Here is a 13,402-nt window from a genome sequence, read left to right as displayed (position 1 = left end):
CTGGACCTAAGCAGCTAAAATCAAACGCTTTATTCAATTGAATAGAGGTTAAAAGCGTCTTTTGGTAACCTAATTGTAAAAAGCAGCCAAGATAGTTTATAAGTCTTAGCTGCCATAATTGTATACTCGTTTATCTTCTCAATATCACGTTTAACTTAGTTTCATAACATTGGAGCTTAGGAATAGCATAAAATATAAGGCAAAAACGCTGAATAATATTATTCTTTCTTTCCGAGCAATAAATGAGATACAAGTTAGAACTATCGCTATCCCAGAAATCACACTAAATAACGGATCTTTAAGAATTAAGCTTAATACGAAGCCAATCATAAATACAGAAAATGAAATGCTTTTTAAGGTATAAAAGAATCGCTGGCTGCCCGTTTCAATGATTCTCCACTGTCCTAAGTATTTAGCAGCTTCCTTTTTCGAAGGTACAGTTAAATTTTCTTCTGCAAATTGTAGATAAATTGGCTGGATATAAGGCGCATGCCCATCAACCGATTCATAACCCCAATAAAAAGGACTGTCTTTCACCTGAAAAGGTACAATTGGTGGAAAGATTGCTTGTTGTAAAACATCTCTGTCCGTATTATGAAATGTTGGAAGGGCAATTTCCGCATCATAGGAGAAGATAACACGTTGCCCTTCTAGTTCACCAAAATAGCGAGTCCATTTTAACGTGCGGACATTGCTAAATAAAAAATGGAATTTTTTCTTTTTTTGCATATAAGCTACACTACAATCCACCGGAATCCAACCAACATTTTCTACAAAAAACTCATTCCATACATGTGCATTCACTTTTCCATTCGCCCACGTGCCGACAACGGTTCTACAAGGAATACCGAGTGAACGACAAAGTGAAGTAAATAAGAATGAATACTCCCCACAGTCACCTTGTTTCGTCTGTAAAAATGATAGGGTGCCTCTACTTTTAGGTGGGTAAACATATTTGTATTCATTCACTAAATAATAAAAGATTTCCTTAGCTTTCTCAGTAACGGTGTCAGCCTGAGCTGTGATTTGAAGCGCTAAGTCTTTCATTTTTGAATCAACTACAATTAATGTGCCACTTCGCAAATAGTAGGCTTTCTCTATTTCAGAAAGCTGCGTTTTGTTACATGGCTTTTGTGTATCGATGGCATAATGGATGGTAAACAATTCATTTTCATTTAAGGTTAACGTAAACACAGTATTTTGACCATCATCAACATATTTATTTTCGGCCTGATGTGAAGCACTTGTATCAGGATGATCCATAGGAAGTGTTGTCCAAATCTTTGTTTTGCCTTTATTTAAGTTATGGTATGAATATGCTATGTTCACTCGGTTGCTCATATTCGCCTCCTGTTAGTATAGAATCGGTTAGTATCAGAAGTGAAAATGGATTTTTTTGAAATTATCCATTATTCTGAATTTTACCTTCTATAATAATGTACGGTTGTTAATAAGATAAGTTTCAGTGGGGAGGGAAAATGTACATTTAATTCTCAATCTATTAAAATGGAAATATAAGGGGGTTGGATTTTATTGAAAAAATTGGTATTTAGCACAGTATTAGTTATAAGTCTTGGATTAGTAGGATGTAGTGAAAAAACAACCAATGAAGAATCACAAAAGGATGAAAAATAGATTGCTGAAATACCAATTGAGGAAGCATCAAACAAAGAAACATTATTATTAGGTGTTAATGAAGATGGTAAAGTAACTGAAAAAGAGTATAAACAAATTCAATTTGGTATGACACCCGAAGAGGTATTTAATATCATTGGGTCAAAGGGAACAGTAGTTGCTGAAAGTGGCACTGATGGTGATTCGGATAATACCGTTATATATAAATTTGAAACAGATGGCGACTCGTCGGTTTCTGAAATGACGTTCGTGGGTGATAAACTAAGTTATAAAGCACAAATCGGATTAGAAACATCTGAAATTGAAATAAACCATGAGCAATTAAATAAACTTGAAAAAGGTATGACAAAAGAAAGCGTATTTGAGATTCTTGGTGGTAAAGGTGCACTCGTTGCTGAATCTGAGGTTTTAGAAATTTACAGTTATAACAACCCAACTTCAGATGCCGTTGTAACGTTAAAGTTTATTGAGGGTAAATTTAAGTCAACCGGTGAACTAAAAGGTTCTAAGGCATCTTAGTGCTAAATATCTTAATCGCATTTTATGCATTGTTCTTAAACAATCCGTACCTTTGAGTAGAAGCAGGAATACTTGTTTATTGCATAGCTATTTTACTGTTGAAATATATGCTGATTTTACTTTTCTCCCCAACAATCGAGTATGAGACTATGTAGAATTTTATGGTAAATTATTGAATGAGGGAGGAGATGTTTTGAAAATATTTCTTAAAATCATGCTTAGCATTTTAGGTGTCATATTATTAGGAATTGGAGGAATTGTAGTTGCCTTTCTATTAGAAATGAAACCCGATAAAGATAAAGAAGAGGAAGTCAGAATTCAAGCTGAACAATATTTAGAGGATAATTTTAATGATAATTTCGAGATATATGACACTTTGTATGATAATATGGGGAACTTTTATCGATCCTCTTAAACCTAAAAGTTATAAAGAGTTTGATGTTGCACCAATTATCCGTATTACTGTCCCTCGTAAAAAGAGCGCTGATGACGAAAAAATCTTAAATGAATTAATTGCTTCTTTAAAAAGCGAAGATAAATTAAAACACGGCACGTTTGCTATGGATTATATCGATGAAAAAGGTGTAATTTTAGATGATGAATGGCATAAAGATTTCTAATTAAATAACTTCTTCAATTTGTGATCTTTTAATAGAGGAAACTATTATTAAAGTCGACGATGAAAGTGATACAATATCTATCCAGAATTGGAGAACTTATTTTGAGGCTGTTTTTACTATTTTTAACTCAGTCTCTAATGCTACTTACAATGTAGCCGCAAATAACGTAGTAATAGATGGTGGATATGGAATCTCTACAGGTTCAAGAGAGTTTACCAAAAATGATTCATGGGCAGAGACAAAAGTAAATTATAAAAATTTTTATGATTCTTTTATGGCACTGGGTCAAGCGGCTCCAGGGAATTCTTTATCCAAAACAATTGGAATTTCTATAGTTAGAAATTCCAATATGACAAGAGTAGCAAGTGGGAACGTTAAGTCTAATGAAGGAATTTCAGCTGGCAGAATGGCACCCGGTGATTACACAGTTATGTATAATATCCATGATCCAATTAAGTGGAACCTAGCAGTATTCTACTTTTTAAATAATGCACCATGTCCTCAATGTATACCAGCTAGTGAACCGCAGCCTTTTGCGTTGGAAAATGAAAAATTTCCTCAACAGCAAGTTTTTAAAGAGAATAATACAATTTCAAATTTAAAAACAAAAAAATCTATATTATCGATTAATGATTTGATGGATGACCACTTTGATGAAGAACTACAGGGATATGTCTATAGTATGAAAAGCTTTAATACTGGAGATTCAATTACTATAAATGATACCATTACAGATGTTTACTATGACATTGATAAACAAGCAACAAGTCTAGGTTTTGACTACTCGGATAAAACAGACTCTAATAAAACCTCAAAGGTTTATTGGGAGTTTGCTGGTGACATTAGGAGTAGATTTTCCGTTGGAGATAGTATTTCTGTGAGAACAGAAGTAATTGCTATTAACAGAGATTTAAACCTTGAAAATGATCCCAAATATCGAAAACTGAAACATAGATGAATGGTAATGCCCTAAAGGTGAGTTTCTATCAATAAAATATTAGAGTAATACGAAAAATCTAACTATTTTTTTCGTATTACTTTTAATAATTTGTTAAATCATTTATCCTTTATGAAGATTTTTTGCCATCTTGAAGAAAAAAACTACAGTATTACGTTTAGTATAAACGTGAACATTGGTTCCATCATCAAACAGGAGAATTACACTATGAATGAAAAGGTGGAATTATTTTATGGATGAAAAACGGAAGGAAGAACTGAGGATTAAAGAAAATAAATTAATGATGAGACAAGCGGGCTTTATAGTATTAATGATAATAGTTTTTATACCATACTTTAAATTCTGTGCATACTTGTCAAATTTATTTCTTTTTAATTATTTTATGTTCAACCTTACAATGTTACTAGGTATTCCTTTATCATACTTTGTTGCAAAATATTTAGTTCGGGTAATAAAAAAAATAATCTGAATAAAGTATCTAGTATATCAACTCAACAGGTTCTTTAGTTAAAGATTCGCTTTCCGAAACAATCAATCTTTTTTATAAAACCAAACTTAAATCTGCTGTATAAAAACCCATTTTGATCTATCTTTTGTCAAAATGGGTTTTTATTATTTATTGTAAAATGTGGGTTTGGGATGTGCTTAGGATCAAACTTTCTTTTAAAGCTACACAATTCATAGGCGCTATCCTTAAATAAGGAAAGTGCTTTTTCTTGTTAAGGAAATTATAAATCCATCGCAGTGTGGATAACTTTTAAATAAAGCATATCCCACGTCTAGGCTAAAGCGCCAGCCCCTCGAGCTTTTCGACCCCTCCGTTGATGCGTGATGAAACGTTTACTTTCTTGTCGGGCACTCCAAAGCTGTTCGGGGCTAAACGGACGCTTTAGCGCTTTTGTTCTTGGGTAAAATGTTTCATCATCACATTCGCACATAAATCCACTTTTTTGTGGAAGGCTATTTTCATGTGGAGGTGTAGAAATGGGGAAAAAAACGTCGGATGTCAAGGAAGAAACAGCTAGCCTTGCATGGTGGCAATTATCCCTTATTGGGGTAGGTTGTATCATTGGTACAGGGTTTTTCCTTGCATCCAGTATTGCGATTAAAATGACAGGTTCTTCTATAATCCTAGCCTTTATAATGGCTGCAACGGCAACGTATATCGTGTATGAAGCATTAGCTAAAATGTCTGTCAAAGATCCACAGAAAGGGTCTTTTCGGACGTATGCGAAAAAAGCGTATGGGCGTTGGGCCGGTTTTAGCAGTGGCTGGGTGTACTGGTGTTCGGAGATATTAATTATTGGCAGTCAGCTTACTGCAATTTCGCTATTATCTAAGTTTTGGTTTCCTAACGTTAAGTTGTGGATATTCGCATCCATTTATGCAGTTCTCGGTCTCATTGTTCTTTTTATCGGGGCAAAAGCATTTGGAAAATTAGAAAGCGTATTTGCAGTAATGAAAATTGCAGCAATTTTAATGTTTATTGTAATTGCGATTTTAGCGCTGACAGGGGTAATTGGTGGAAATTCAAATTCTAACATGCCCGGGACTGTAAAGGAATTTTTCCCGAATGGTTTTATCGGATTTTGGAGCGCTCTTATATTCGCTTTTTATGCTCATGCTGGCATTGAAGTAATGGGCATCATGACCATCCATCTTAAAAAGAAGGAGCATGCGCCTAAATCGGGTAAAGTTATGTTAGGCCTGCTTGGCATCATTTATGTTACCGCACTTTCGTTGGCGCTATTACTGAAGCCATACGATAAGTTCAAAGAAAACAAAAGCCCGTTTGTTGAGGCTTTATCAGGTATCCATAATATCGAATTTTTCCCGCATGTGTTTACTGCAGCCATTATTATTGCAGGGTTTTCAACGATGGCTGCATCCCTTTTTTCGGTTACCACAATCCTTGTAACAATATCTGAAGACGGGGACGCTCCGAAAGTTTTTAGTCAACAAAAGAAAAAGAAATTCAAAATGCCACTACCTGCAATTATTTTAACATCAACGGGACTTGTTCTTTCAATTGTTACCTCTTTGTTACTGCCTGATAAAGTGTACGAATATATAACGACCGCTGCGGCCTTAATGCTTCTTTATAATTGGCTTTTTATTTTAGCCATGTATCACAGGTTAATTGAACCGACCACTTCAGATAAAGTAAAAAGAATTATTGGAATGATACTAGTCGGTTCAGCAGTTAGTGGAACACTCTTCCACCAAACAAGTCGTCCAGGCTTTTTTATCAGTCTAGTATTCCTGGCAGTAATCGGGAGTATAGTCTTTTTTATGCGAAAAAAATGGAAGAAAGAAGAACCTCAAAATAACGCGTGATAAGCCTGAATACCAAAATATATACCGAACCCAATCATCGCAAAGGATGAGATGACAGAAATGATTTTTAAGAACTTAGTTGATAATATCCTACGGGCGCCACTCGATATAGTAGCCATGGTTGTATCCCACAAAATAATTCCTAGGATGACGGCCAGGCTATTAATAATTATTTGGTTATCCGTGCTTACTTTATTTGTCTCGGCAAGAATGGAACCATAAATACCAAGCCAAAAAAGAATCGTAAGTGGGTTCAACAGTGACATGAGAAAGCCTGATAATAAGGAATGTCTTAGACGAATTGTTTTTTTCCCAGATTTTAAAGCAATCTCAATTTTATGTAGAGAAAGTAAATTCTCTATCCCGGAATATGTAAGAACAAAACAACCAAAGGACCAAAGAATTATTTTTACAAGAGGATATTCGATAATTTGGCCAATCCCGAAATAAACCATAGTCATATAAATGATATCAGCTGTTAAAGCGCCAATTCCAAAGATAAAAGCATGAAAAAAACCGTTTTTAATCCCTGTATCTAGCTGTGCTGCGTTGACAGGACCAATCGGTGCAGCCAAAGATACACCTAAAAAAATGTAAGTAGCTATTGAATTCAAAAAATAGCCCTCCTTAAAATGATGTCTATGCATCTTATTCAAAGAGGATGACTCGTACAACTATAAAAAGGGAATTCTACTGAAGACCTTCTCAGCCTTAATAGCTGCCCAGGTCCTTATTTTCTAAAGTTGTTGTAGTAAATGAGCTCAGAGGCTGCTCTTTTTTGAATAATTTAAAATAAATCCCAAACGACCTGAACAATGAGAATGAAAAAAATAATAGGTAATAGCATTTGCAGCCATTTTCCTTTTACATAGGGCACAATCTTCAAGCCGATATGAGAGCCAACGATCGAGCCAATCGCAACGGGAAGGGCAATGCCCCAATTGACGATTCCATAGAAATAATAAAACGTAAATGCCCCCATACAACTCGCGAACATCATAAAGCGCGTCAATTGGACTGCCTTCATATAACTGTATTTCCTTTTTAAAAAGTATGTAATGTTCATCAACGCAGACCCAGGACCAAAACCACCATCATAAATCCCGATGAAAAACGGGGAAATCATCGATGTCTTTTGTTCGTTACCCTCATCATTCTCTGTAACGAGGTGCTTATTGCCTTTTAAAACGAGGAAAAACATGAAAATCAGCACAATACATGCCACGATATTCATCGTTTGCTCGGCCAAGCGTGTTGTCAAAAATGCGCCAGAAATCCCACCAATACAAGTCACACTCATCAATGGTAGCATTTTTTTTAATGAAACCTTCTTCCTTAAAACAAACCCGATAATCGTAGATAACGACGAGATCCCAGTAGCGAATTTATTCGCAGCAATCGTTGCATGTATTGGAATTCCTGCAAGTAGCATCGCTGGTAATAACACAAATCCTGCCGCACCAAATAATATCCCAATAATAGCAGCGACAACACCAATACAAAACAAAAGTAAACCATGTAGCGATAACCACTCTAGTAGTAAGCTTTCCAAACAAATCACCTCTATATTTAAAAATACTGCTATACTATCCATAAAACAAATATATATAAATTGGTAATTCATAAATTTAATTTATAGGTGAGGTGGAAAACATGAATTTACATGCACTTCGAATTTTTACACATGTTGCAAGACTGGGTGGCATTACTGCTGCTGCCAATGAATTATTACTAAGTCAACCCGCAGTAACGATTCAAATTCGAAATTTGGAAAATGAAGTGGGGGCGAAACTACTTGAAGGAAAAGGGCGCGGCATTCAGCTAACAAAAGAAGGGCAATATTTATATGAGCAGGGAATGCGTTTGTTTCAATTAGAATCCCAAATAGAAGACAAGTTTCAGTCCTTATTAAAAAAGGACGACAAGGTGAAAATCGCATCTTCGTATATTTCAACGAATTATATACTGCCGCCCATCCTTGCTAGTTATAAATCTCAAAATCCGCACGTGGAATTTTTCGTTTCACTCGGCAATGTCAAATCAGTCGAACAACATGTTCTAAACTATGAAGTAGATTTCGGGTTTGTTGTACAAAGCAATATCGGGCATGAGGAGTTACTTTTCGAGAAAGTCTCTAGTGTCCCATTTTGGTTTGTGGTCCACGCGTCGCATCCGTTAGCAAATCAAACGGTAGCGATTACGGAAATAACGAAAGAGCCTTTTATCTATAGGGAACGCGGTAGTTCGACGCGCGATTTACTAGAAGCCGTTTTTTATGCGAATAATAGTCCATTGCCGCAGCTGGCTGTTGAAATTCAAGGGGTATTAGAATCCATCAAAATTGTCGAAGCAGGCTACGGTATGACATTAGCACCGTCTTTAAGCGTGCTTGAAAGTATTGAAAATGGCAAGTTAGCGCGTGTCTATGTAGAGGGAGTAGAAATTGAGCAAAATCTATATATTTGTACGAGAAAAGCAGATACAGAGGAGCACCCATTTATTCAATTTTTAAAAATGAGTATGGCAGACAAATTTTAATAATAAGAAATCCCATTTTATAGTACAATTACTAAAAATATAAAAGTTAAAGGGGTTTCGATCGTATGGATGATAATTTAAAGGAACAGTTAAAAAAATTAGAGGTAAGTCACACGAGTCCTGAAGTGCGTGTAAGTCGTGAAAAGTTAGATGAACTATTAGCAGACGAATTCTTTGAAATTGGTAGCTCAGGATATATGTTTGATAAAAAAGAATGCTTAGACACGGGCGTTGTTTTGACGGAGATGTCCCTGCATAACTATGAAATTTACCCATTAGCACAAGATGTCGTGTTAGCTACGTATTTTATAGTCGATACAACGCGCAATCGTAATACATATCGAAGTTCAATATGGAAATTTATTGATGAAAGATGGCAATTATATTTCCATCAAGGCACGATTACACCATTGACATTAAGTGAAGTTCTTAAAAGTCAGAAGTAAAGTGAGTAGGGGACGGGCTTTGCAAATGGAAATTTAATAGTGAAATAGATTTAGCATAACGAAATATAAGAGTAGGATAAAATCTGCCTACCCTTATATTAATCATTGGAACCATTTACATGACCCTTCTTTTCTTCTTTTCTACTAAAGCCATAAATCACACTGGAAAAAGTAAAAATCGACATACATAAAAACATCGTAATTCCGTCCCATTCACCGTTTAAAAGTGTAATGTTGGTTAGTATAATAAAAAACATGAGACAAATAGAAGTATACAAAATTAATGTGTGTTTCAAAATTAATACCTCCCTTATTTTCATTCATATTAAATCGATGATTACATTATAGTATTCGACAAATATTTTTATTCGCCTTTTAATTTGTAGGCTCTGTTAAAGACTAGTGTTGAAATTGTAAATTTGGTGAAATGAAATACTTTCACTATAATGTTATTATATTCTAATTTATAACGGGAATATAATAACTAGTGAGGTGAAATAAATGGAACTAAAAAATACGACAAAGATAATTTTATTGCCATTAATTGTATCGATATTAATCACATTAAGCCTTTTGATTTTTGAAGGAGATGTGTTAGGTCTTGACTTTTATCTACTTTCACTTTTATTTGTATTCGTTTTTTTAGCAATTTACTTTTTTACCGTTATTTTCGTATTACCCCTTTACTTATTTTTCATTAAAAGATTTAAAAACGTTTTAATTTCGTTATTTTTATTAAACATTATAGGGTTGTTTATTATAGGGTGTATCGACATTTGGTTGGTAACTATTTTTAATTCAAAGTCGTTATATATGATTTATCCGTTGTTTTCAATTTTATCGTTGGCTCGATTTAATCAACACTTCGTTTTTAATCATTAATACGCTAAATCGAGTTAAATAACGTTCCCAAATAATAGTTTAGGGACAGTATAAAAAGGCACGAACGCTGATTTAACAGCGTTTCGTGCCTTTTCTTGTGAATTTTTTTATGACGTATTTTATACATAAAGCTCAAATAGTTGGTAGAACTTTCGGACAACCCCTTTACGATTAAAATTTAAATGTATCATCTGTAATTGGCGCGACTTTTGCAACGGCATATGTCGAACCTTTTTGACTAAAGAAATCATAAGTAGAGCCTGTGTTGGCAATCCCGTTCATTACAATAGGGTTGATCTCTTCTTCTGGGAACATCGTCTCAAAGCCTAAGTTCATTAATGCTTTATTGGCATTGTAACGCACGTAAGCTTTTACCTCGGGAGATAGACCGGTTTCGGCATATAAATCTTCGGTGTATTTCATTTCATTTTGATATAAGTCTAGTAAAAATTCGTAACCCCATAATGTGAGTGCTTCTTGTTTTTCAGGGGAGAACGCGTTAAAAATGTTTTGTGCGAAATAGCCGACCGCTACTCCGTGAATTGATTCGTCACGAACGATTAAGCTGATGACTTCGGCACTATTTCGCAATATGCCTTGACCACCTAAATATAGAGGGTAGAAGAAGCCAGAGTAAAATAAGAAACTTTCTAGCATTACGGATGCATACATGCCTTTCCATAAACTTTCAGGGTCATCTTCTTCAATGGCTTTATATACATCGCCAATGCGATTTGCTTTATATTGAAGATACTCATTTTTTTGCACCCATTCAAAAACTTCATCGATTTCTGTATTTGTACAAAGGGTTGTGAAAATGTAGGAATAAGATTTTGCATGAATGGCTTCAAATGCGCCAAACACCGTTAATACCGCTTTTTCTTGCAAGTCTGGTGTGAATTTTGCAATTTCATTCATGCCGATATTCGTTTGAACGGTGTCGAGTAATGTCAGCCCACCGAATACCTTTTTGTATGTATCTTGGTGTTCGAATTCCTTCCATTGCTTCACGTCTTTACTCACCGCGATTTCTTCAGGAAACCAAATTTGCTTCCATTGTTGATCCCAAAAAATCCGGGCAAGCTCACTTGTTGGAGTGTTCCAGTTGACGGCTTGGTAAGTTAAATTTGACATGCGACACACTCCTCAATTGTTAATAAACGTTGGCGTACATAGTAAACTGTTTTAATGCCTTTCGTCCAGGAATAAATGTAGGCTTTCGCTAGCTGCTCGGTATTCCATTGGTCAGTTACATACAGCGTCATCGAAATACCTTGATCAATGTGCTTTTGCGCGGCGGCGTAAAGGTCGATTAATTCGTACGGGTGCACTTCATACGCCTCTGTATAAAGTTCTTTATTGTCATTTGTTAAAAATGGCATTGGATAAATCGTACGTGAATCTGCGTAATCACGTACTTCCACCCGTTCTGTAACAGGGGCGATTGACGCCGTGCATGAACGAATATATGAAATACTTCCCGTCGGAGCGATTGCAATTCGATAGCTATGGAAAAGCCCATGCTGCATGACTTGCTGTTTTAACTCCTGCCACATTTGTGCTGTAATAATTGGTACATTTCCAAGTGCATTCAACACTTCAGGAGAAAGTTCAATTTCTTTCTTGTTTACATATGACTCAAAGTAAGCTCCAGACGCATATTCACTTTCCTCAAAGCGATAAAACGTCTCTTGTTTTTCTTTGGCAATCGCAACAGAAGACACAAGCGAATAGTAATTCATAGCTTCCATAAACGCATCGATAAATTCAATTGATTCCTTCGAGCCATATCGAATGCCTGCTTGTACAAGATGTCCGTGTAAGTTCATGACACCAAGCCCTACAGAGTGCATTTTTTTATTGGCCTTTGACACAGAAGGAACGTTGACGATATCGGTCATCGTCGACACATTTGTTAAAAGACGCATCGCAGTATCAACCAGTTGTTTAAAATCATATACTTTTGAAGCTTCATGAATATCAATCGAGCCTAGATTACATGACACATCAAGACCATATTCATTGGGCATATTTTGGTCGGTAATGACACTGGTTTGCTGATATTGTAAAATTTCTGTGCACAGATTCGACATTTTCACACGGCCGATTTGTTTTAACGGATGTACGTTATTGACATTATCATCAAAAATTTCGAACGGGTAACCCGATTCGAATTGCGCCTTTTTAATTTCTGTGTAAAGCTTACGCGCATTTAATCGTTTTAACTTGCGAATATTCGGATTGTCTAGCAGCTCGTAATACATTTCCGTCATCGAAATTTCTGACATGCGCTTGCCGTATTCTTTATAAATATCATACGAACTAAAGAGTACGATGTCTTTATCACGGCGCATTAACTCAAAGAATATATCCGGTAAAATAATGCCGGTAGACAGGGTAGCTAAGCGAATTTTATCGTCGGCATTTGGTTTCTTCGATGAAATAAAGCTCTCAATATCACCGTGGAAGACATTTAAATACACGACACCTGACCCATTTCGTTGTCCAAGCTGATTCGAATAGCTAAATGAGTTTTCCAGTAATTTCGCTACTGGCATAACACCACTTGCACGGTTTAAAATGCCTTTGATTGGGTCACCGAGTGGGCGTAAATCGGTTAAATTGACACCGACACCACCGCCAAGACGGGAAAGCTCTAAACAATAGCCGATATTTTCAGCAATCGAGTTCATCGTATCGTCCATTGTAAGTTTGAAGCATGAAACGAGCTCACCGCGCGCTTTTTTACCACTGTTTAAAGCAGTTGGAGTTGCTGGCTGATATGCAGTCATAATAGCATCAATCGCTTGCTCCGCTAATTTTTCATCGCCTTGTGCTAAATACAGTGAAATAATAACGATACGGTCCTCATATTTTTCTAAAATCTCTTTGCCATCACGACTTTTCATCGCATAGCTTTCATAAAACTTCGAGGCACTCATGAAAGAGGGGAATCGGAATTTATAAGCATACGCTTTTTTGTACATCTCTTTAATAAAATCCATCGAATACTGTTCAAGAAATTCCTTTTCGTAATAGCCTTCATCGACTAAATAGCGCACCTTTTCTTCAATATCAATAAAATAGCGTAGGCGTACATTCACATCTTCTAAAAAATAGCGGCGTGTCGCTTCTTTATCCTTTGTTAAATCTAAGTCACCTGTTGCACGGTAACGATTTAAAATGTCATTGTTCAATTTCAAATATTGTTTCATTGCTGTACCTCTTTCCAGATGGCGTGATAGTAGTTCGTAATCGCTTCATAATTATTCGTAGTGCCACGCAAATCGAGTTTTTGAACGAGTGGTAGTTGATACCGACTTGCTAAAAGATCACCAGCACGCCCAAAAAAGGCATGCCCAAAATTTCGGTTGCCACTCACAATAATCCCTTTACAAAAACCATGATGTAACTGCATAAATTGCGCTACAATAGGGGGATTGTCCCTAAACCATCCGTATACGTAA

At 35.8% G+C, this 13,402-nt stretch carries 15 protein-coding genes; 8 read left to right on the top strand and 7 right to left on the bottom strand.

The features are described 5' to 3' along the window. Positions 1-150: 150 nt before the first annotated feature. Positions 151-1,341, bottom strand: coding sequence for a transglutaminase-like domain-containing protein (locus DCE79_RS10005; protein WP_108712918.1), 1,191 nt, complete (start codon positions 1,339-1,341; stop codon positions 151-153). Positions 1,342-1,635: 294 nt separating this feature from the next. Between DCE79_RS10005 and DCE79_RS10000 the strand changes: the two genes are divergently transcribed. The 6 genes from DCE79_RS10000 to DCE79_RS09980 all read left to right on the top strand — a co-directional run bounded on the left by DCE79_RS10000 (position 1,636) and on the right by DCE79_RS09980 (position 6,069). Continuing rightward, a complete protein-coding gene (locus DCE79_RS10000; RefSeq protein WP_369916813.1) occupies positions 1,636-2,154 on the top strand; it encodes a hypothetical protein in 519 nt (172 codons plus the stop codon). A 193-nt stretch (positions 2,155-2,347) separates the two neighbouring features. After that, positions 2,348-2,569 carry an alkaline shock response membrane anchor protein AmaP gene (locus DCE79_RS18735; protein ID WP_234417238.1) on the top strand — a complete coding sequence of 74 codons (222 nt, stop codon included), beginning with the start codon at positions 2,348-2,350 and terminating at the stop codon, positions 2,567-2,569. After that, positions 2,523-2,774, top strand: a complete 252-nt coding sequence (locus DCE79_RS18730) for a hypothetical protein (protein ID WP_234417237.1) — start codon at positions 2,523-2,525, stop codon at positions 2,772-2,774. The genes DCE79_RS18735 and DCE79_RS18730 overlap by 47 nt, the downstream gene beginning before the upstream one ends. A gap of 349 nt (positions 2,775-3,123) precedes the next feature. Then, positions 3,124-3,732, top strand: coding sequence for a hypothetical protein (locus tag DCE79_RS09990; protein WP_159083089.1), 609 nt, complete (start codon positions 3,124-3,126; stop codon positions 3,730-3,732). Positions 3,733-3,964: 232 nt separating this feature from the next. Continuing rightward, a complete protein-coding gene (locus DCE79_RS09985) occupies positions 3,965-4,201 on the top strand; it encodes a hypothetical protein (protein WP_108712915.1) in 237 nt (78 codons plus the stop codon). 515 nt (positions 4,202-4,716) lie between these two features. Further along, positions 4,717-6,069, top strand: a complete 1,353-nt coding sequence (locus tag DCE79_RS09980; RefSeq protein WP_108712914.1) for an amino acid permease — start codon at positions 4,717-4,719, stop codon at positions 6,067-6,069. On the opposite strand, the gene DCE79_RS09975 is transcribed toward DCE79_RS09980, so the two are convergent. Together DCE79_RS09975 and DCE79_RS09970 are read right to left on the bottom strand one after the other, a co-directional pair. Next, positions 6,054-6,683 (bottom strand): LysE family transporter, encoded by a 630-nt coding sequence (locus DCE79_RS09975; protein ID WP_108712913.1) that lies wholly within the window; start codon positions 6,681-6,683, stop codon positions 6,054-6,056. The two genes, DCE79_RS09980 and DCE79_RS09975, sit on opposite strands and share 16 nt — an antisense overlap. A gap of 173 nt (positions 6,684-6,856) precedes the next feature. Next, positions 6,857-7,663: a sulfite exporter TauE/SafE family protein gene (locus DCE79_RS09970; RefSeq protein WP_234417236.1), complete on the bottom strand. Its 807-nt coding sequence runs from the start codon at positions 7,661-7,663 to the stop codon at positions 6,857-6,859. A gap of 59 nt (positions 7,664-7,722) precedes the next feature. Here DCE79_RS09970 and DCE79_RS09965 point away from each other — a divergent pair, with 59 nt between their 5' ends. Both DCE79_RS09965 and DCE79_RS09960 read left to right on the top strand, forming a co-directional pair. Further along, positions 7,723-8,607 carry a LysR family transcriptional regulator gene (locus DCE79_RS09965; RefSeq protein WP_108712911.1) on the top strand — a complete coding sequence of 295 codons (885 nt, stop codon included), beginning with the start codon at positions 7,723-7,725 and terminating at the stop codon, positions 8,605-8,607. 65 nt (positions 8,608-8,672) lie between these two features. After that, the gene (locus DCE79_RS09960; RefSeq protein WP_108712910.1) at positions 8,673-9,053 is read left to right on the top strand and encodes a nuclear transport factor 2 family protein; all 381 of its coding nucleotides are present in this window, start codon (positions 8,673-8,675) and stop codon (positions 9,051-9,053) included. 98 nt (positions 9,054-9,151) lie between these two features. Here DCE79_RS09960 and DCE79_RS09955 read toward each other — a convergent pair whose 3' ends face one another. The 4 genes from DCE79_RS09955 to DCE79_RS18725 all read right to left on the bottom strand — a co-directional run bounded on the left by DCE79_RS09955 (position 9,152) and on the right by DCE79_RS18725 (position 13,353). Next, positions 9,152-9,349: a hypothetical protein gene (locus tag DCE79_RS09955; RefSeq protein ID WP_108712909.1), complete on the bottom strand. Its 198-nt coding sequence runs from the start codon at positions 9,347-9,349 to the stop codon at positions 9,152-9,154. A 757-nt stretch (positions 9,350-10,106) separates the two neighbouring features. Then, positions 10,107-11,069, bottom strand: a complete 963-nt coding sequence (nrdF, locus tag DCE79_RS09945; protein ID WP_108712907.1) for a class 1b ribonucleoside-diphosphate reductase subunit beta — start codon at positions 11,067-11,069, stop codon at positions 10,107-10,109. After that, positions 11,057-13,150 carry a class 1b ribonucleoside-diphosphate reductase subunit alpha gene (nrdE, locus tag DCE79_RS09940; RefSeq protein WP_108712906.1) on the bottom strand — a complete coding sequence of 698 codons (2,094 nt, stop codon included), beginning with the start codon at positions 13,148-13,150 and terminating at the stop codon, positions 11,057-11,059. Before nrdE ends, nrdF begins: the two co-directional genes overlap by 13 nt. Continuing rightward, the gene (locus DCE79_RS18725) at positions 13,147-13,353 is read right to left on the bottom strand and encodes a class Ib ribonucleoside-diphosphate reductase assembly flavoprotein NrdI (RefSeq protein WP_234417235.1); all 207 of its coding nucleotides are present in this window, start codon (positions 13,351-13,353) and stop codon (positions 13,147-13,149) included. Before DCE79_RS18725 ends, nrdE begins: the two co-directional genes overlap by 4 nt. Between the last annotated feature and the right edge of the window lie 49 nt (positions 13,354-13,402).

Origin of the sequence: Lysinibacillus sp. 2017 (assembly GCF_003073375.1) — a bacterium.
GTDB lineage: Bacteria > Bacillota > Bacilli > Bacillales_A > Planococcaceae > Solibacillus.
The sequence above is the reverse complement of the archived record's forward strand: the minus strand, read 5'-3'. Positions and strand labels throughout refer to the sequence as shown.